11 protein-coding genes and 1 tRNA gene are annotated in these 18,974 nt (G+C 68.9%); 5 read left to right on the top strand and 7 right to left on the bottom strand.

What is annotated here, in order from left to right; genetic code table 11:
• Nucleotide 1: 1 nt before the first annotated feature.
• Nucleotides 2-901: a cation diffusion facilitator family transporter gene (locus tag FKR81_RS05475; protein WP_146349816.1), complete on the bottom strand. Its 900-nt coding sequence runs from the start codon at nt 899-901 to the stop codon at nt 2-4.
• A 36-nt stretch (nt 902-937) separates the two neighbouring features.
• On the bottom strand, nt 938-2,506 hold the full coding sequence (locus FKR81_RS05470) for an SDR family oxidoreductase (RefSeq protein ID WP_146349815.1): 1,569 nt from the start codon (nt 2,504-2,506) through the stop codon (nt 938-940).
• A gap of 63 nt (nt 2,507-2,569) precedes the next feature.
• Between FKR81_RS05470 and FKR81_RS05465 the strand changes: the two genes are divergently transcribed.
• The 4 genes from FKR81_RS05465 (at nt 2,570) to FKR81_RS05450 (ending at nt 6,394) form a co-directional block, all read left to right on the top strand.
• Nucleotides 2,570-2,644: transfer RNA gene (locus FKR81_RS05465), tRNA-Arg, on the top strand.
• Nucleotides 2,645-2,934: 290 nt separating this feature from the next.
• Nucleotides 2,935-3,489 (top strand): RNA polymerase sigma factor, encoded by a 555-nt coding sequence (locus FKR81_RS05460; RefSeq protein ID WP_146349814.1) that lies wholly within the window; start codon nt 2,935-2,937, stop codon nt 3,487-3,489.
• 29 nt (nt 3,490-3,518) lie between these two features.
• Complete coding sequence (locus tag FKR81_RS05455; protein ID WP_235921321.1) at nt 3,519-4,529, top strand: hypothetical protein; 1,011 nt, start codon at nt 3,519-3,521, stop codon at nt 4,527-4,529.
• Between the two features lie 221 nt (nt 4,530-4,750).
• A complete protein-coding gene (locus FKR81_RS05450) occupies nt 4,751-6,394 on the top strand; it encodes an ArnT family glycosyltransferase (protein ID WP_235921320.1) in 1,644 nt (547 codons plus the stop codon).
• A 59-nt stretch (nt 6,395-6,453) separates the two neighbouring features.
• Here FKR81_RS05450 and FKR81_RS05445 read toward each other — a convergent pair whose 3' ends face one another.
• The 3 genes from FKR81_RS05445 to FKR81_RS05435 form a co-directional block, all read right to left on the bottom strand.
• Nucleotides 6,454-8,109 carry a methyltransferase gene (locus tag FKR81_RS05445; RefSeq protein ID WP_222598180.1) on the bottom strand — a complete coding sequence of 552 codons (1,656 nt, stop codon included), beginning with the start codon at nt 8,107-8,109 and terminating at the stop codon, nt 6,454-6,456.
• 15 nt (nt 8,110-8,124) lie between these two features.
• Nucleotides 8,125-9,294, bottom strand: coding sequence for a 4-hydroxybenzoate 3-monooxygenase (locus tag FKR81_RS05440; protein ID WP_222598179.1), 1,170 nt, complete (start codon nt 9,292-9,294; stop codon nt 8,125-8,127).
• A 379-nt stretch (nt 9,295-9,673) separates the two neighbouring features.
• Nucleotides 9,674-11,113 carry an alpha/beta hydrolase gene (locus tag FKR81_RS05435; protein WP_146349813.1) on the bottom strand — a complete coding sequence of 480 codons (1,440 nt, stop codon included), beginning with the start codon at nt 11,111-11,113 and terminating at the stop codon, nt 9,674-9,676.
• 126 nt (nt 11,114-11,239) lie between these two features.
• Here FKR81_RS05435 and FKR81_RS05430 point away from each other — a divergent pair, with 126 nt between their 5' ends.
• Complete coding sequence (locus tag FKR81_RS05430; protein WP_146349812.1) at nt 11,240-12,007, top strand: GNAT family N-acetyltransferase; 768 nt, start codon at nt 11,240-11,242, stop codon at nt 12,005-12,007.
• Here the strand turns inward: FKR81_RS05430 and FKR81_RS05425 are convergent.
• Nucleotides 12,004-12,486: a DUF4262 domain-containing protein gene (locus FKR81_RS05425; RefSeq protein ID WP_235921319.1), complete on the bottom strand. Its 483-nt coding sequence runs from the start codon at nt 12,484-12,486 to the stop codon at nt 12,004-12,006. The two genes, FKR81_RS05430 and FKR81_RS05425, sit on opposite strands and share 4 nt — an antisense overlap.
• Before the next feature lie 78 nt (nt 12,487-12,564).
• Nucleotides 12,565-18,909: an SdrD B-like domain-containing protein gene (locus tag FKR81_RS05420; RefSeq protein ID WP_146349811.1), complete on the bottom strand. Its 6,345-nt coding sequence runs from the start codon at nt 18,907-18,909 to the stop codon at nt 12,565-12,567.
• Nucleotides 18,910-18,974: the final 65 nt, after the last annotated feature.

The following is an 18,974-nucleotide window of genomic DNA, read 5'->3' as shown; positions in this document are numbered from 1 at the left end:
ATCACCAGGAGAGCTCTCGGCACCGTTGCGCCGAGTTCTCGATCTGCAGCGTGGCGTGCTCGATGCCGTACTTCGTCTTCAGGACGTTCTGCGCGGCATCGAGCACGGCCGCGTGCACGGCCTTCTCGTGGGTGGTGAGGTGCGCGGTGGCGACCTCCATGCCGCTCGTGAGGGTCCAGACGTGGACGTCGTGCACCTCGACGACACCGACCAGCCCGGTGAGCGCGGCCTCGACCTCGTGCACGTCGATGCGCTCCGGCGCGTGCTGGAACAGGATGTGCAGCGCGTTCTTCGCGAGTTTCCACGTGCGCGGCAACACCCACAGCCCGATCAGCACACCGACGACGGGGTCCGCGTACCGCCAGCCGAACGCGAGCGTCAGCACGCCGCTGATGAGGACGCCGACACTGCCGATCAGGTCGGCGAGCACCTCGAGGTACGCACCCCGGACGTTGATGCTCTCCTCGGCGCCGTCCTTGAGGACCAGGAACGCCACGATGTTGGCCACCAGGCCCAAGGCCGCCGCGACGAGCACCGGCAGGCCCGGCACGACAGGCGGGTTCGCGAACCGCCCGATCGCCTCGTACACAACGTATCCGGCGACGCCGAACAGCAGGATCGCGTTCGCGAGCGCCGCGAGCACCTCCGCGCGGTAGAGCCCGAACGTCCTGTTGCGACCGGCCGTGGCTCTCCTCGCGACCATGATCGCCGCGAGCGCCATGCCGACCCCGAGCACGTCGGTGAGCATGTGCGCGGCGTCCGAGATCAGGGCGAGCGAGGACGTGGCGAACCCGACGGCGAACTCGACGACCATGAAGACCGCGCCGATGCCGAACGCCACCCACAGCTTGTTGACGTGCTGCCCCGCACCAGAGACACCATGTCCGTGCCCGTGACCCATGGCTCACAACATATAGCGACATGCGCATGAATGCAATTAGCTCTGCCAGATCCTGTCGGCGACCTTCGCCACAACCCGCACCAGTCCGGGCGACACCCGGTTCAGCGCTCGCACGACGTGCGACTCCAGCATGACGGGCGCGACTCTCCGGTTGTTCTCCACCGCTCTGAGCACCGCTTTCGCGACCTTGTCCGGCCCGTAACCCCGGCGCTCGTACAACCTGGTGACAGCATCCCTCTTCCGCTCCTGGTCCTTTTCACACACTCCGGCGAACGTCGCTTCTCTGGTGATGTCCGTGTTCACCGGGCCGGGACAGATGGCCGTGACCCCGATGCTGTGCTGCTTCAGTTCCGCGTTCAGGCACTCAGCGAGCATCAGCACCGCCGCCTTGGTCGTCGAGTACGCGGGCAACGCCGTCGTCGGGAAGTAGCCGGCCATCGAGGCCGTGATGACGATGTGCCCGCCTTCGTTGCGGTCGACCATGTCCTGCGCGAAGGCCCTCGTCGTGTGGACGACACCCCACAGGTTGACATCGACCACCCGGCGCCAGTCCTCTTCGGACGTTCGGAGGAACGAGCCCGAGACGGCGATCCCCGCGTTGGCCATGACGATGTCCGGCACACCGTGCTCGTCGATGACTCGCCGCCGGAGCTCCCGCGTGGCCTGCGCGTCGCCGACGTCCAGCTGGTACGCGTAGCGGCTGGTCGCCTTGGCCTTGGCCTCGTCGATGTCGACCGCGATCACCTTGGCGCCTTGGCGTTGGAACGCCTCCGCGGTCGCCTTGCCGATCCCGCTGCCGGCGCCGGTGATCAGCACGAGCTGCTGTTGCTGCTTTTGATCGACGAAGTCCGCGATGTACCGGGCCACCTGCTCCGGATGCGTGCGCGGCGCCCAGTGCCCGCTGACCAGCTTTCTCCTGGTGAGGTTCTCGGCGAACGGCCTGGCGGCGTCCAGGTGGTGCTCGGTGACGTACGGGTCCTTCGTGAGGTGGATCTGCAGGGTCGGCACGCTCGTCTGCTTTGGCCCCTGCCCTTTGAAGATGTTGGCGCGGTACAGCTCCAGCCCGTTCTTCGCGTCCCGCCACTCGGCGTGCAAACGCTTGCGTGCGAACCACATCCCGATCTCCGCGACCTTGGGGATCAGGAACAGCCCGATGTACCAGGAGTGCAGCGCGTTGGGGATCGCCCTGACCGGATGCCGCTTCATCCAGTGCTCGACGTGCGCCAGCGCGGGTCCGGAGATGGTCGTGAAGCTGGCGAAGGCGTCCGGGTACTCGGTCGTCGCGTGCCAGCTCTGGATCGACCCCCAGTCGTGCCCGACCAGGTGCACCTTCGTTGTCGAGGTCGCTTTCGCGACTTCGGCGATGTCTTTCGCCAGATCGTCGAGGTGGTAGCTGCGCGGCGTGCCCGACCGGCCGTGACCCCGCACGTCGAACCGCACCACGTGGAACCTCTTCGCCAGCCGCGGGGCCACGCCGTCCCAGATGCTGGAGTTGTCCGGGTACCCGTGCACGAGCAGGACCGTCGGGTTGGCCGGATCGCCCTCCTCCCGGACGTGAAGTCGCAGGTCACCGACGTCTACGGAACGCTCGCGTACCGGATCCATGCTTCGGAGGGTAGGTGGTGAAATGGGGTTCCGACAGTGCGCTAGGATCTACAACGTCACTGAGCCCCCGTAGCTCAGGGGATAGAGCACCGCCCTCCGGAGGCGGGTGCGCAGGTTCGAATCCTGCCGGGGGCACCAAAGTCGAAGGCGATCTGTGTTCGCGGAATGCGCGAACCTGGTCGCCTTTGGGCGTTTCTGGGGGCCGAGCCCCCAGAACCCCAGCCGGGGGCAAGCCCCCGGACCCCCATCGTTGGACTGAAGTTCCCCCAGCGCGCCGTGTCGCCGCGAGCATGCCTCGTCGGCTGAGTGCCGCCTGTGCTGCTGGCCGTTGACCTGCGGTGTTCATCTGATCTCGGGGCAACCTGAACGCTTTCGGCCCGCGTTGGCAAAGACGGGGTGAAAGGGCGAAGCGAAACCCGAGGAGCTTCATGTCGTCAGACGCGGAACTGATCGGCAGATCGCTGCGCGGAGACACCAATGCCTTCGTGGAGATGATCAGCCGCCACGAAACCGCGATCGGAAACTATCTAGCGCGCCGAGTGGGGCGGCAGACCGCCGAGGACGTCCTCGGCGACGTGTGGGTGGCGGCGTACGCCTCCCGTGCGACCTATGACCGTTCGTACCCCGAGGCCCGGCCTTGGCTGTACGGCGTCGCTCTCAACAGGTTGCGCAAGCACTGGCGGTCCGAGCCGGCGGAAGAGCCTGCGCCGGACATGACGCGCATGGCGAGCGATTGGGATCCCTGGCCTGCGGTGGACGCCCGCGTGGACGCGCAGGCACTGCTGCGCACGGCACTGGCACGGCTCAAAGCGGAAGAGCGCGAAGTGCTGGGGCTGGTCGCCTGGGAGGACCTGACCGTCGCCGAAGCCGGGCGGGTGCTCGACATTCCCGCCGGCACGGCTCGCCGTCTGCTGCACCAGGCGCGCAAAGCACTGCGCGAGGCACCCGAAGTGGCCGCGCTGCTGCAGGTACCGACAACGTGAAAGAACAACCCATGGATGAGATGGAACTGATGAAGAAGCTGAGTGACGTGCCGTCCCCCCGCCCCGCGGCTTACGACAACGCCCGCGCGGCGTTGCACACGGCGATGGTGGAGCCCGTGAACACGGTCGTGCGCCCGAAGCGCTGGCTCTCCTGGCCCAAGGTCAGCGTCGCCGCCGTCGGCGCGGCAGCCGTCGCGGCGGCCGTGGTGATGGGTACGGCGAGCACCAGCACCCCGGTCAGCAACCCGATCGCGGCACCGCAGGTGGTCGACTCCCCGCTGGTGAAACTGGCCTCCGACGTCAAGGCGGCCGGCACGCTGTCCGGTGACTCGTCACTGGTCATCACCACGAAGACCGCGCCGGACGGTTCGCCGTACCTCGTCTACACCGTCTACACCGACAAGGGCCAGGTCTTCACCGGCGACTCGGCGAAGACCCTCCAGGACGCGGCGGCCAAGGGCGACGACGGCGCCAGCCCCTTCGACGCGCACGTGATGGAGGCGGCCGAACTGGCCGCGACCGGCGACGTGGAGAAGGCCAAGATCGCGATGGTCAACGCCTCGCCCAACGGCTGGGGCCTCGGCCTGAGCCCCGCCGAGCAGGAGAAGGCGTGGGCGCACAACCAGGAGGAGATCGCCAAGATGCTCCGCGAGATGGGCAAGGAGGTGCCCGCCCCCAAGCCGCGCCCGACGGGCAAGGACCTGGAGAACGGCATCAACAACACGCTGTGGAGCAACACCACGTACGCCCTGTTCATCGGCGCCGCCAACGCCGACATCCGCGCGGGCGTGCTGAAGCTGGTCGCGACCATCCAGGACGTGACCGTCGGCAACGCGCAGGTCGACGGCCAGTCCGCGCTGACGCTCACCGCGGGCCCCGCCCTGCAGTACGGCGAAAGCACGCACGTGGTGACCATCAACGCCGACAACGGCCTGCCCATCCGTTCCGAGGTCACCCAGGTCAAGGACGGCAAGCGCTCGGCGGCGAACTACAAGTCGTCCCGCGTGAACCTCGCCGACGTGGTGGCGGGCAAGATCTGATCCTCGTTTCGAAGTCCTGGGAGGACCGAGCAGGCTTCGGTCCTCCCAGGGCGGTTTCTGGGCCGGAGTGAGTCCGCGGTCGAGGCTTGACAACCAAATCACCAGGCGTGGCGTTCCCGTAGTGGTGGGATTGTTCCCTTGGTGGAAGGACTTCCGGGTTGTCGCTCTCCCTGAGCCACTTACCGAACACGGCCGTGGTGTCCCCGGATGACCTGCCGCCATTGGCAGACGGACGCCCGTCGGACCGGTTCGATTGGCGGCGGCTCCGTCGGTGGACGTTCGCGCTCGTCGTGGTCGTGCTCCTCGCCGAGATGGCGATCGCGATGGTCACGGCGGCCGTGGAGCAGACTCCGACGATCGACGAGCCGGTCTACGTGGGCGCGGTCGTTGTCTACCTGGAGCAGCACAGCCTGCGGTACAACCCGGAGCATCCTCCGCTCGGCAAGCTGATCATCGCGACCGGGCTGGCCTTCGCCGACGCGCGCCTCGACTCCGCTTTCGTCGGCGACCAGACGCAGCTCGGCCGGCACGTGCTGTACGAGTCGGGCAACGATCCGGGACGGCTGATGTTGTTGGCTCGGCTGCCGATGATCGTGCTCACGCTGCTGTTCGGGCTCGTCGTCCTCAAGTTCGCCGGTGATCTGGTCGGCCGTGTCGGCGGATTGGCCGCACTCGCCCTGTACGCGTTCTCACCCGACGTCATCGCGCACGGGTCGTTGGCCGCGCTCGACGTGCCCGCGGCCGGTTTCCTGCTGACGTCGACCTGGCTGCTGTGGCGGGCCCGGCGCCGCCCCGTCCTCTACCTCCCCCTCGCGGGACTTGCCCTGGGCGCGTCCCTCGCCACGAAGATGAGCGCCCTCGCCGCGGTTCCGGCGCTGCTGTTCCTGGTCGCACTGTCCATCCGGCACGCGCGCCGCCTCGCCCCGGACAGGACGGCCCGGCTGCTCGGGCTCGTCACAGCGGCGGCCGCATCGGTGATGCTGATCGCGGTCGCGGTGGTGTGGGCCTCCTATCTGGCCGTGGATCCGCAGCTGCGCTGGGAAACACCAGCGGATCTGCCTGCGGTTCACGGCCTGCGCGCGCTCGTCGACTGGCTGCCGCTCCCCGAGCCGTACCGGGACGGGATGCGCGTCCAGTTCGGCTTCGAGGACCGCGTGTGGGGCGGCTTCCTGTTCGGCAGGCACTACCTCGGTTCGCTGTGGCACTACCTGCCGGCCGCGCTGCTGGTGAAGACACCGCTGGGCGCGCTCGCGCTCTGGCTGGCCGGAGCCGCCGTGATGGTCTCGGTGCACCGGCTGCGCCCGGCGGCACCCTACGTACTCGTTCCCACGGCCGTGCTGCTCGCCGCGGCCATGAGCGGCAACCGCGACCTCGGCGTCCGGTACGCGATCTTCGTGCCGATGTTCCTGGCGGTCGCGGCGGCCGGCGTGGTCGCCGTGCGCCGGCGGTGGGCACACGTCGCGGTGGCAGCACTCGTCATCTTCGCCGCGGTCAGCTCGCTGCGGACGTTCCCCTACTACCTGCCGTACTCCAACGAGGCGTTCGGCGGGCCGGCGAAAACCCATCAGAGCCTGCACGACTCGAACGTCGACTGGGGCCAGGACCTGGGCCGGCTGGCGGAGCACCTGAGGCAGCGTTACCCAGGCGAACGGATGTGGCTCGTCTACAAGGGCAGCGGGCTGCCGTCCTACTACGGCATCGACGCCGCCAACCCGCTCACCGTGTCCCCGGACCAGGTGCACGGCCTGCTCGTCGTGTCGGATTCCTCCATCGCCAAGGCCGACGACCGCCTGGCCGCGCTGATCGCCGGCAGCACGCCGATCGACGAGGTCGGCCACTCCATCACGATCTACCGCCGGCCGTAGAGCGAACAGCACGGGGTCCTCTCCGCGGGCGAAGAGGCCCCGGTCACGTCCTGCTGCGACTAGCCGCGGCGACGGGCGCGCACGAGGTGTGCGTCCAGCGGCAGCGCGTGGGTCTCGACCACGTCGAAGCCCGCGTCGGCGAGCAGCGCCCGGTAGTGGGACTCGGTGCGCTCGCGGCCGCCGGTGTTGCACAGCATGTGGATGTCCCACGGAATGGCCAGCGAGTCGGCACCTCCCGACTCCGGGAGCAGGCGTTCGATCACCAGCAGTTCCGCGTGTGCGGGCATGTTCCGCGCGCACGTGGCCAGGATGGTGCTGCACTGCTCGTCGTCCCAGTCGTGCAGCACGCGGGACAGCAGGTAGACGTCACCGGTGCCGGGAACGGACTCGGTGAAGTCGCCGGGGACCAGCGTGACGCGGTCGGCGACGTCGGCCAGTCGTGCCTGCGCCGCGGCCAGTGCGTGCGGGCGATCCATCAGGACGCCGTGCAGCGCCGGGTTGGCGCGCAGGACGCGGGACAGCAGTTCGCCGTTGCCGCCCGCCACGTCGACGACCGTGCGCGTGGCGGAGAAGTCGAAGACTCTGGTGACGCCCGCGAACATGGCGTTGCTGGCGGCCATCGACTGGTGGAACAGCTCGGCCAGGTCCGGGTCTGCGGCCATGTGCTCGAAGTGGTGGGTGCCGAAGACCTTCGCGTAGGACTCCCCGCCGCTGCGGACGGCTTCGGTGAACGCCGCGAACGACTGGTAGAACGGGCCGCCGTACATCAGCGCGAGTGGGCGCATCGAGCCTGCCAGGTCGGAGCGCAGCAGTGCGCCGAGCTCGGTGAGGCTGTGGCGCGTTCCCGACGTGTGCACGACGCCGAGCGCCGTCAGGTAGCGCAACAGCCTGAGCAGGCTGTGCTGGTCGGTCCCGGTGGCGGCGGCGAGGTCCGGCAGATCCCCGATCGTCTCGAGGTGGTCGAGCAGCCGCAGTTCGGCGGCGGTCGCGATGGCCTGCGTCGCCCAGGCGCCGGTCAGCAGGCGCAGCAGTTCGGTGCCCGCGCACGACTCGCGCTGGTGGGTGGCGAGCAGCTGCGTGAACCGGCCCGCGCAGATCAGCTCCAGCCTGCGGAACGCCGGGTCGGTGCCGTGCGCGTCGCGGAAGTAGAGGATGGTGGAGTTCTCGTAACCGTTGTAGCCACCGCCGTCCGGACGCATCGCGGTGGCGATGGTCGCGCGAAGTCCGCGCAGCAGAGTCGGATCGGGTCGCCGGACGGACAGCGCGAAGTGGTTCTCCCTGCCGTGCCTGCGTTCGTCCTCGGCGATGTGCGCCAGCTCCGGTGGCGTCACCATCGCGAAGATCTCCACCTCTCGCGGCATACCGTTGCGGTCGGTGACTGGGGTGCGCAGGATGCCGACCGTCAGTTCGTGCAGCGGTACGCCGTACCGGCTGCTCAGCCGTTCGCGGACGACCACGCTGGGCGTCATCCCGCTCACCTGGATGCCTTGTGCGGCCAGGTCTTCGGCCAGCCCGTCGAGGGTCTCCGGGAAGATCAGCAGTGCGACGTGGTCCATGACGACGTGCTTCGCCACGGCGGCGCGGTGGTCCTCGTCCAGCGAGGGCACGGCGGCGGCGAGCACCGTCGCGGTGTCGTTGCCGCCGAGCAGGGCGATCGCCGCGGTGACGCGGGCGAGATCAACTGCGGCGAGTACTGGGGTTGCGGTCGAGATCACGGTGCTTTCCGTTGGTCAGATGCCGACGTAGTGCTCGGCGAAGAAGTTCTGGTGGGTGTGGGAGTCGCGCAGGCTGTCGAGCCGGGCGTGACGCAGTGCGCGCTGGAAGTCCCCGTCGGCGGTGGCGTCCGCAGGGCCGTGCAGGAGTTCGATCATCCAGCGGGAGAACTCCTGCGCCCGCCAGATGCGCGGCAGGCAGGTGCGCGAGTACGCGTCGAGTGCGCTGTGGTCGTCACGGGTGAGCGCGTCGACGAGTGCGCGGGCCAGCAGCTCGGCCTCCATGATCGCCAAGTTGGCGCCCTTGGCCGCCGACGGGCTGATCAAGCTGGCCGCGTCGCCGACGAGGAACAGCCGGTCGTGCTGGATGGGATCGACGACCTCGGAACGCAGGTGCACGATCCGCCGTTCGATGATCCTGCCCTGGCGCAACGGACCGAACTCGGCGGTCCGCATGCGGATGTCCAGCGCAGCCCAGATCCGTTCGTCCGTCCAGGCTTCCGAATCGTCGTCGGGCGAAACCTGGAGGTAGTAGCGCGTCACATCGGGGCTGCGCGCCATGTGGCCCGCGAACCCGTCGTCGTGGATGGCGTAGGTGACCGCCGCCATGCTCTGCGGGGCCTCAGCGAGCACCGCCAGCCAGGCCACCCCGTGGTCCTGGCGGTGCCGGGTCACCGCCTCCGGCATGGCCAGCCGGGTCACGCCGTTGCTGCCGTCGCAACCGGCGAGGAACCGGCCCGTTGCCCGGCCCGTGCCGTTCGCGTCGCGGTAGCCGATCGTGGCCGTCCGCGCGTCGACGTCGGTGACGGTGACGCCGAACCGCAGTTCGCCGCCCCTGTTGAGATACTCCGCGATCAGGTCGGTGACCAGATCCTGCTGCGGGTAGACCGTGTGCACCTCGCCCTGGCCCAGCCGGGCGTAGTCCAGCTCGAACTCACCGCTCTCGCCGCGGAACGCGCACACGCCGTGCGATCGTCCTTTGTGGAGCATTCCGGTGCCGAGTCCGTTCTCGGCCAGCACCTTCGCGCTGTGGGGTCCGAGGAATCCCGCCCTCGCCCTGGTCTGCACCTGTTCCCGGTCGGCCCGCTCCACGACGAGGGTCTCGATCCCCGCCGCTTGCAACAAATTCCCTAACACCAGCCCTGCCGGCCCCGCACCCACGATGAGCACGGTTCTGCGGTCGACCACGCCTTCCGATCCCTTCTCCGCTCCCGCACGCCACTGCGGCGGGTCCTTGTGCGGCAGCACAAGATCTCACCGGCAGGGGCCGCTGCCAGCGGCTCGCCGACGCGGAGAAGATGATCACTCCATCGTGTTGATCATGTCAGTCCGAATAAGACAGTGGGCGGGAGTCCAGGTGGTCGGCGACGCACGCCAGGTAGAGCTTGAGGACGAACCGCGCGTCGCGCGTGCTGCCGCCGGTGCTCAACGCCTTCCGGTTCCGCTGACCGGGCCTGTCGGCACCGTCCGCCGCCCAGCCAACGGCGCGACGTGGACAGGACACCGCGCCGGTCAGGGGTCGTGAGTGGTCGAGGTCGGTAGGGCGACCTCAACCACTCACGACGAGCTAGCAGTGCAGATCGTGCGCCGGCCGGGCGCCGCCGAGGAGGTACTTCGTCACGGTGGTGTCGCCGCAGGCGTTGCCGGTGGCGAGGTAGCTGCCGTGACCGCCCGCGTCGACGGTGACCATGACAGCGCGCCTGCCGAACGCCTCGCGCAGCTTCCACGCGCCGCTGAGCGGGGTCGCGACGTCGCGGCGGTTCTGCACGAGCAGCACGTTCGCGGGGCCGTGCGAGGTGACCTCGACGGGACGTTCCGCAGGCTGGTGCGGCCAGGACGAGCAGATCCCGGCGTTCGCCGGCATGCCCGCGGTCAGCGGGTACCGCGCGCGGTTGCGTTGCACGTCACGCGCGATCCGGTCGATGTCGCGGGGCCACGTGACGTCCTGGCAGATCGTCGCGGCCGCGACCGCACTGATGTTCTGCAGCACCGCGTCCGGCGGCAGGACCGGCACGGGCGCGGGTGAACCGTCGCGAGCCGCGGCCATCGTCCGCGCCAGCAACGGGAATCCCGCGTCGGTGGAGAGGCCGCGCAGCAACGTCTCGCGCAGCGCATTGCCGTTGAGCTTCGGCGGAACGGCGCCGGGCCAGTCCTGCGGCGCGCGGTCCAGCTTCGCGGCGAGGTCGAGGAACAGCGGGCGCACGGCGTCCGGGGAGTCCGCCAGCCGCAACGGGTTCGCCGGGTCCGCCGCCCAGCGCGCGAAGTCGGGGAACCGGTCCTCGAAGCCGACCGCGTAGTTCGCCAGCCACCCGCGGGCCACGCGGCGCGGGTCGGGGTCGTCGCTGCTGTCCAGCACGACGCGATCCGTGCGCTGCGGGAAGAGCGTGGCGTAGGTGGCACCGACGTAGGTTCCGTACGACAGGCCCCAGTACGAGATCTTGCTTCGCCCGAGCGCCTTGCGAATCTCGTCGATGTCGCGGGCCTCGTTGCGCGTGCTGATGTGGCGCAGCACGTCACCGCCGTTGCGCGCACACGCCTCACTCATGCGCTTCGCAGTGGCGATGTTCTCGCTGATGTCGCCGTCGGGTCCGGGCCACGGCGTCAGCCTGCGAGCGTCGGCGGCGGCCATCCCGCAGCTGACCGGGGAGCTCTGGCCGACGCCACGCGGGTCGAAGCCGATGAGGTCGAACGACTCCCTGATCTCGGCCGGGAAGTTCACCGTGGACGGACGGTTCAGCCCCGAGTTGCCAGGACCTCCCGGAATGATCACCAGCGCACCCCGGCTGGTGCCCTTCGCCGGGATCCGGGAGATCCGGAGGTCGATCTTGCGGCCGTGCGGGTCGCGGTGGTCCAGCGGCACTGTCAGGGTGGCGCATTCCTGCCGTTCCGCGCTCCCGGCGACCGGGCACGGCTCCCAGCGCGTGGCGGGTGCTGCGCTCGCGGGTAGGGCAACGACCAGCAGTGACAGGGCTGAGAGGGCAGCCGTCCAGCGGCGTAGGACCTTCATGGAACCAAGCCTTCCGAAGGCGGCTGGATCAGCCCATGCGGTCAGCCCGAGGTTCGTGGTGGGGTTGTCCCCACCACAGCTGAAATTCACGCGCGGACCAGCACGCTGCGATCTAGCGTCACCCAGATGCTCACCTCTCTCCTCGATCTCTACGACGACCAGCTGCGCATGGCCGAGGTCACGAACCTCCCGCCCGGCGCGCACGCCGAGCACGACGGGCCGATCGTGCGCGTCGTCGGGCAGCATCGGCGCGGGTTCGTCACCGGGCCGCGGGATCTCGGCGTCGCAGGCGCGGAGCTGGACGCGTTGATCGTGCGGCAGCGGGACTTCTTCGCCGCGCGCGGCGAAGAAGTCGAGTGGAAGACGCGTGGCCACGACCTGCCGGCGGACCTGCCCGAGCGGCTGGTGGCCGCCGGGTTCGTCGCCGAGGAGCAGGAGACGGTGCTCATCGGCGAGACGGCGAAGCTGGCGGAGATGAAGTCGGACCAGAGCACAGCCGTTCGCGAGGTCACCGAGGACGCCGACATGCATCGGATCGCCGAGATGGCCTCCGAGGTGTGGGGTGACGACCGGAGCTGGCTCGCGCAGGAGCTGATCAACCGGACGCCGGACACCGTGGTGGTCGTGGCGGAAGCGGATGGGCGGGTCGTGTCCTCCTCTCGGCTGGTGTTCGAACCCGGCACGGACTTCGCCGGGCTGTGGGGCGGTTCCACCCTGGAGCAGTGGCGTGGCCGGGGCCTCTATCGCGCGCTCGTCGCGCACCGCGCGCGGATCGCCGCCGCACGCGGTGTGCGCTACCTCCAGGTCGACGCGACCGAGGACAGCAGGCCGATCCTGCAGCGGCTCGGGTTCGTCGCCGTCACCACCACGACGCCGTTCGTCTGGCAGCCCTAGGAAGGGCCGCGCGGCCCGAGCACGCGTTGGTTGCCGCGATAGCCTCGGTCCCACGGCCACCCGCCGCGCTCGTCGGCGTGCACGAGCTGCTGGGCGCGGATGAACGGGCCGCACAGCTCGACGGCGAAGATGAGGTGCACGGCCGGCTGGGCCACCGCCACCACTTCGAGCAGAGGCCCAGCCTCCAGCTGAAGCTGTTCACCCACCTCGAAACCGGATGAGTGGAGCAGGTGACAGGCCATGTCGTTCAGCAGAGCACCCGCCTCGCGTGGCTCCATGCCGCTCACCACGAGCTCCGGCGCATCGTGCTCGGTCAGCCCGATGGTGTACGCCCACGGCGGGTGCAGTCCTTCTCCCTCAACGGTTTGCACGGCCCACCCGTACTGACGGATGAGGCCGCGCAGGTGGTCGAAGTACTCGGAATCGGGACGGTCGGGGTTGTCACAGGCCCAGCACACGGTTTCCTCCTCAGTGGACACTCAGGAGACCGTCCCATCCGGTACCGACAAAAAAGTGGCCCCGGCGCAGGACGCCGGGGCCGCTTTCACTCAATCAGGTCAGGCGGCTTCCTTCCTGCGACGGCCGGTGAAGGCCAGCGTCGCGCCGCCGAGCAGCAGGAGCAGACCCGCTGCCAGGTATCCGAGCACCGATGCACCCGTCGTCGCGAGTGACGGCTGCTTCGGGTGAGGCAGCAGACCTGCGTCGAGCGCGTAGTCGTACCGGTGGTTCGGGCCGAGCTTGACGACCGGCGTGCACCCGGTGGCCGGATCGGCCTTCGAGTTCTTCGCACCGTCACCGACGTTCGGCTTCGTGAGCTGCCTGCCCGCGACCAGACCCGTCTGCGGATCGGCGTTGAAGCAGACCTTGTACTCCTTGCCCTCGAGGTCGGTGAACAGGTACTTGCCGTCCTTGTCGGTCTTCGTGGACGCCACCGGCTTGCCGTTGGGGTCCTGGAGGTAGACCGGCAGGTTCGGCACACCGGGCTCGCCCGGATCCTGGACGCCGTTCGAGTTGTCGTCGTACCAGACGAGGTCGCCGAGGCGGTACGTCGGGGAGACGATGCCCAGGTCGAGCGTCGGGTTGTTCCGCTTGCCGACTCCCACCGTCACCGGCGGCGTGCACCCGGTGGCCGGGTCCACGTCGGAGTCGAGCGCGTCGTCGCCCGCGTTCGGCTTGGTCGCCGGGTAACCGGCGTACTCGCTCGGCAGAGCACCCATCTCGAAGCACACCTTGTAGGTGCCGTCCGGGATGTTCGGGAACTCGTACTTGCCGTCCGGACCGGTCTTCACCGGGTCACCGACCGGCTTGCCGGAGCCGTCGACCAGCTTGACCGGCACGTTCGGCACACCCGGCTCGCCCGGATCCTGCAGACCGTTGCGGTTGGTGTCGAGCCACACCAGGTCACCGATGCGGTTCGGCGGAGCCACCAGGCCCGCGTCGAGCGTCAGGTCCTGGCGCTTGCCGACACCGAGCACGGTCGGCGCGGTGCACCCGGTCGCCGGGTCGGCGTCCGAGTCCTTGGCGTCGTCACCGGCGTTGGGCTTCGTCAGGGTGTAGTCGGCAACGGCTGCCGGCAGCGCCTTGACGTCGAAGCACACCTTGTAGGTGCCGTCGGCCAGGTCGGAGAACAAGTAGAGACCCTTGTCGTCCGTCTTGGTCGTGGCGAGCTCCTTGCCCGTGCCGTCCTGCAGCTTCGCGGTCACGCCCGCCACCGGGGTCTCACCGGCGTCCTGCAGACCGTTCTTGTTGGCGTCGATCCACACGAAGTCGCCGAGCCTGTTGACCGGCGCGGAGATGCCGGCGTCGAGGGTCAGGTTCTCGCGCTTGCCGGTGCCCAGCTCGACCACCGGGGTGCAGCCGGTCGCCACGTCGGCGTCCGAGTCCACCGCGTCGTCACCCTTGTCGGGTGCCGTGAACTGGTAGTCGGCGAAGTCCGCCGGCATCGGGCCGAAGCAGACCTTGTACTTGCCGTCCGGCAGGTTCGGGAACAGGTACTTGCCGTCCGGACCGGTGTTCACCGGCTGGCCGACGGGAGTCCCGTCCTCCTTCTGCAGCACGACCTTCATGCCCGGAACAGCAGGCTCGCCCGCGTCCTGAACGCCGTTCTTGTTCAGGTCGACCCAGACGTAGTCACCGAGCTTGTTCGGCGGTGCGACCAGACCCATGTCGAGCGTCAGGTCCTCGCGCTTGCCCGGCCCCAGCGTCGTGGTGGCCGTGCAGCCGTCAGCCGGATCCGCGTCGGAGTCCGTCGCGTCCGCACCGGTGTCCTTCGACGTCACGACGTAGTCCGCCACCGCGGCCGGGAGGGCCTTGGTGTCGAAGCAGACCTTGTACGTGCCGTCAGCCAGGTTGTCGAACAGGTACTTGCCCTGCGCGTCCGTCTTGGTGGTGCCGAGCTCCTTGCCCGCACCGTCGACGAGCTTCGCGGTCACGCCCTCGACCGGGGTCTCACCGGCGTCCTGCTGACCGTTCTTGTTCGCGTCGACCCAGACGAAGTCACCGAGGCGGTTCACCGGCGAGATCAGACCCATGTCGAGCGTCGGGTCCTCCGGCTTGTCGACGTTCAGCGTCGTCGTCGGCGTGCAGCCCGTTGCCGGGTCCGCGTCCGAGTCCTTGCCGTCGTCGCCCGCGTTCGGCTTGGTCACCTGGAAGTCGGTGACCGGGGCAGGCATGTTCGCGATGTCGAAGCACACCTTGTAAGTGCCGTCCGGCAGGTTCGGGAACTCGTACTTGCCGTTCGGATCCGTCGTCACCGGAGTGCCGACCGGGGTGCCGTCCTCCTTCTGGAGCGTCACCTTGATTCCGGGCACGCCAGGCTCCGTCGGATCCTGGATGCCGTCCTTGTTGGTGTCGTTCCAGACCACGTCGCCGAGCTTGTTCGGCGGACGGATACCGGCGTCCAGCGTGAGGTCCTCACGCTTGCCGGCACCGAGCGACGTGGGCGGCGTGCAGCCGGTCGCCGGGTCGGCGTCCGAGTCCTTGCCGTCGTCGCCACCCGTGTCCTTGCGGGTCGGCAGGTAGCCGGTGAACCCGGCGGGCATGTTCGCGAAGTCGAAGCACACCTGGTACGTGCCGTCCGGCAGGTTGTCGAACAGGTACTTGCCCTGCGGGTCGGTCTTGACCGGCTGGCCGACCGGGTTGCCCGAGCCGTCCTCGAGGGTCACGGTCATGTTCGGAACGGGGGCTTCGCCCTCGTCCTGGACACCGTTGCGGTTCGCGTCGACCCAGACGAAGTCACCGAGCTTGTTCGGCGGTGAGACGAGACCCATGTCGAGGGTCAGGTCCTCGCGCTTCCCAGCGCCCAGCGTCGTCGTGGCCGTGCAGCCCTGCGCGTCGGCGTCCGAGTCCTTCGCGTCGTCGCTCGGGACGTTGGCCGTGGTGACCTTGTAGTCCTTCACCGCCGCCGGGAGGTTCGCGACGTCGAAGCAGACCTTGTAGGTGCCGTCGGCCAGGTTGTCGAACAGGTACTTGCCCTGCGCGTCGGTCTTGGTCGTCGCGAGCTCCTTGCCCGTGCCGTCCTGGAGCTTCGCCGTGACACCCTCGACCGGGATGTCCGACGCGTCCTGCAGACCGTCCTTGTTGACGTCGACCCACACGTAGTCGCCGAGGCGGTTCACCGGGGAGACGAGACCCATGTCGATGGTCAAGTCCTCCGGCTTGTCGATGCCGAGCGTGACCTTCGGCGCGCACCCCGTGGCGGGGTCGGCGTCGGAGTCGGTCGCGTCGTCACCGGCATTCGGCTTCGTCACCTGGTAGTCCGCCACCGGGGCGGGCATGTTGGCGATGTCGAAGCAGACCTCGTACTCACCGTCCGGCAGCTTGTCGAACAGGTACTTGCCGTTCGCGTCCGTCGTGGTGGTCTTGTCACCCAGCTTCACGGTCAGGTTCGGCACCGGCGGCTCGCCGGCGTCCTGCAGACCGTTCTTGTTGGTGTCGATCCACACGTAGTCGCCGAGCTTGTTCGGCGGACGGATACCGGCGTCGAGCGTGAGGTCCTCGCGCTTGTCCGGTCCCAGCGTGGTGGTGTGCGTGCACTTCGACGTCGGGTCGACGTCGGAGTCCTTCGCGTCGTCACCGGCGTTCGGCTTCGTCAGCAGGTAACCCTGGAACTCGGCCGGTGCGGTGGTGATGTCGAAGCACACCTGGTAGGTGCCGTCGGGCAGGTTGTCGAACAGGTACTTGCCCTGCGGATCGGTCGTCTTCGGCTGGCCGACCGGTGCACCCGTGCCGTCCTTCAGCGTGACGGTGACACCCGGAACCGGGGGCTCGTCAGCGTCCTGCAGGCCGTTGCGGTTGTTGTCCGCCCACACGAAGTCGCCGACCTTGTTGTTCGGCGGCGCGATGCCCGCGTCGAGCGTCAGGTCCTCGCGCTTGGCCGCGCCGAGCGTCGTCGTCGGGGTGCACCCGGTCGCCGGATCGGCGTCGGAGTCCTTCGCGTCGTCGCTCGGGGCGTCCTTGGTCGTGAACAGGTAGCCCTTGTACTGCGCGGGAAGCGTCGACAGGTCGAAGCACACCTGGTAGGTGCCGTCCTCGAGCAGGTCGAACAGGTACTTGCCCTGCGCGTCGGTCGTCTTCGGCTGGCCGATCGGGTTGCCGCTGCCGTCCTTCAGCACGACGGTGACGCCCGGAACGGGGGCCTCGCCCGCGTCCTGGATGCCGTTGCGGTTCGCGTCGACCCAGACGAAGTCACCGAGCTTGTTGGTGACCTTGGCGATCAGACCGGCGTCGATCGTGTGGTCCGCGGTGCCCGACGGTCCGGTGGTCACCGAGGTCTTGCCCGCGGTGTCCACGTTGGAGTCGATCACACGGTCCGGTCCGGCTTCCTTGACCGTCCACTTGAGATCGGCAATCGGCGGAGCGCCCGGCAGGGTCGCCGTGTTCACCCCGCTGTAGTCGAACGTCAGGTTGTAACAGGTGTCCGGCTTGAGACCGTCCGCGAGGCCGAAGTAGTACTCGCCCTTGGCGGTCGTGGTCTTCACCGGGAGCGCGGCACCACCGGCGGCACACGGCGTCGCCGTGACCTTGACGCCCGCGACGGCGGGCTCGTTGCCGTCCTGGACGCCGTCTCCGTCGGTGTCGAACCAGACGCGGTTGCCGATCTGGACGGGTGCCAGGTCGCACAGCGCCTCGAGGTCACCGAGGCCGTTCGCCTTGCCCCAGCCCTCCGGGTCCGACTCGAGGTCGGAGATGCGGTAGGCGTTGGTGTGCTGGGCGTTCTGCATCGAACCGTTGGTGCGGTCGAACCAGCCGGTACCACCGGAGCGCTCGTCGAGCGGGTCCATCACGGTCGCCGGCATGCGGGTCTCGCCGTACAGCATCGCGAGCGCGCCCTGCGCGGTCTCCATGTGCTGGCAGGTACCGCCCGCGTTGCAGAAGAACTCACCGGGGTAGTACTCGATCTGGTTGCCCGGCTGGTCGCCGCCGTTGCTGCCGTTGTGGTTGTTCGGGCAGCCGCCGGTGCCCTCCCAGTTGTAGGTGGCGCCGGACTTGCAGGCGCGGTTGAGGTCACCGCCCGACATGGCTTCCCACTCGCCGCCGTCACCGTTCGGCGCGGGGATCTTGTAACCACCCTGGTCACCGAAGCGGTCGCGGAAGTTGAGCACCAGGTCGCCGTTGTTCTCGACACCGATGTCGGTCATCAACGGCTGCGGGTACGCGTTGTGGGCGAGACCGAAGTCCTCGCTGGAGTCCCAGTCGTCGCTCCACGCGTACCACTTGTTGGAGTTCGGCCGGTTCTCCTTCGCCATGCCGCGGACGAAGTCCATGGCCTTGGTCAGCACCGGCGCGCTGAACGCGCCCGCCTTGAAGGTGTAGACGACCGACTTGACGTTGGCGCGGTTCTGCGATGCCTCACCGGAGCAGACACCACCGACGTAGAGCACGCCGTCGCGCACACCGAGTGCACCCGGACGCCAGTCGCTCGCGGCCGCACAGGCCGCCGCGGGGATGTCGTACGAGCCCTTGGGAGCGCCCGCGGTGGCCGCGGTGGCGTCGTAGACGTAGAGCTTGCGGTCGTTGAGGTTGACGACGTAGAGCTCGCTGCCGTCCTCGGAGATGTCGACGTCACCGAGGCTCTGCTTGCCCGCGACCGCGAAGAAGCCGCCGTCGAAGTTCGACTGCATGTTGTGCGTCGCGGCGCCCGCGGTCGGGACGGTCGTGAAGAGCGTCGTCGCACCGCCCGGCGCGGTCACGTAGACCGCACCCGCGCCGCTGGGCCCGTAGGCCGCGAGACGCTTGGCGAACGCGCCGGAGAAGACGCGCTTGTCCTGCTTGCGGTAGGCGAGGCCGTAGACCGTGCCGACCGAGCCCTGGTCCTCGAACAACGTCGGCGGCGTGGTGCCGCGCTGGGTGTTCGGGTAGCTCACGATCGCACGCGAGCCGGGGACGATGTTGCTGCTGCCGTCGCGCTTGCGCGCACCGCGCTGACACGCCGTGACCAGGGTCGGGTTGACCTGGCAGTAGTCAGCGGGGTTCCACAGACCGGTGGTGACGGCGACGTTCTTGCCGCCCGAGACGTCCACGAACATCGTGTTGCTCTCGAGCGGGATGCCCGTGGTGCCGGCGGGAGCCGGCTTCAGGACGCTGCCCGCGGGCGGGTTCACCTGCACGCGGTACTTGCCGCCGGTGACACCGGCGAGGCCGACGGCCGCGTTGCCCGCGGCGTCGGTCGTCGCGGTCGCGGTGCCGCCGGTGGGGTCGGTGACGGTGACGGACGCGCCTGCGACACCGAGCTCGAGCGGGGCCTCGTAGGTGCCGTTGCCGTTGACGTCGCGAACGACCTTGACGGTCAGCGTGCCGTCGCCGGGGCCCGCCACGGCCTGGTTGACGGGAGCCACAGCCATCGCCGCTGTGGTCGAGGCGGCCACCAGCGCTGCCAGCGCGGCGGCGAGCGGTCGTTTCACGAAATCGCTCCTATGTGCAGCAGGACGGGGACTTACTGCGGAAATCGCAAAATGACACCTTATTT

The organism is Lentzea tibetensis (assembly GCF_007845675.1).
Lineage (GTDB): Bacteria > Actinomycetota > Actinomycetes > Mycobacteriales > Pseudonocardiaceae > Lentzea > Lentzea tibetensis.
Note: the sequence above shows the minus strand (reverse complement) of the source record. Positions and strands in the feature narration are given on the sequence as shown.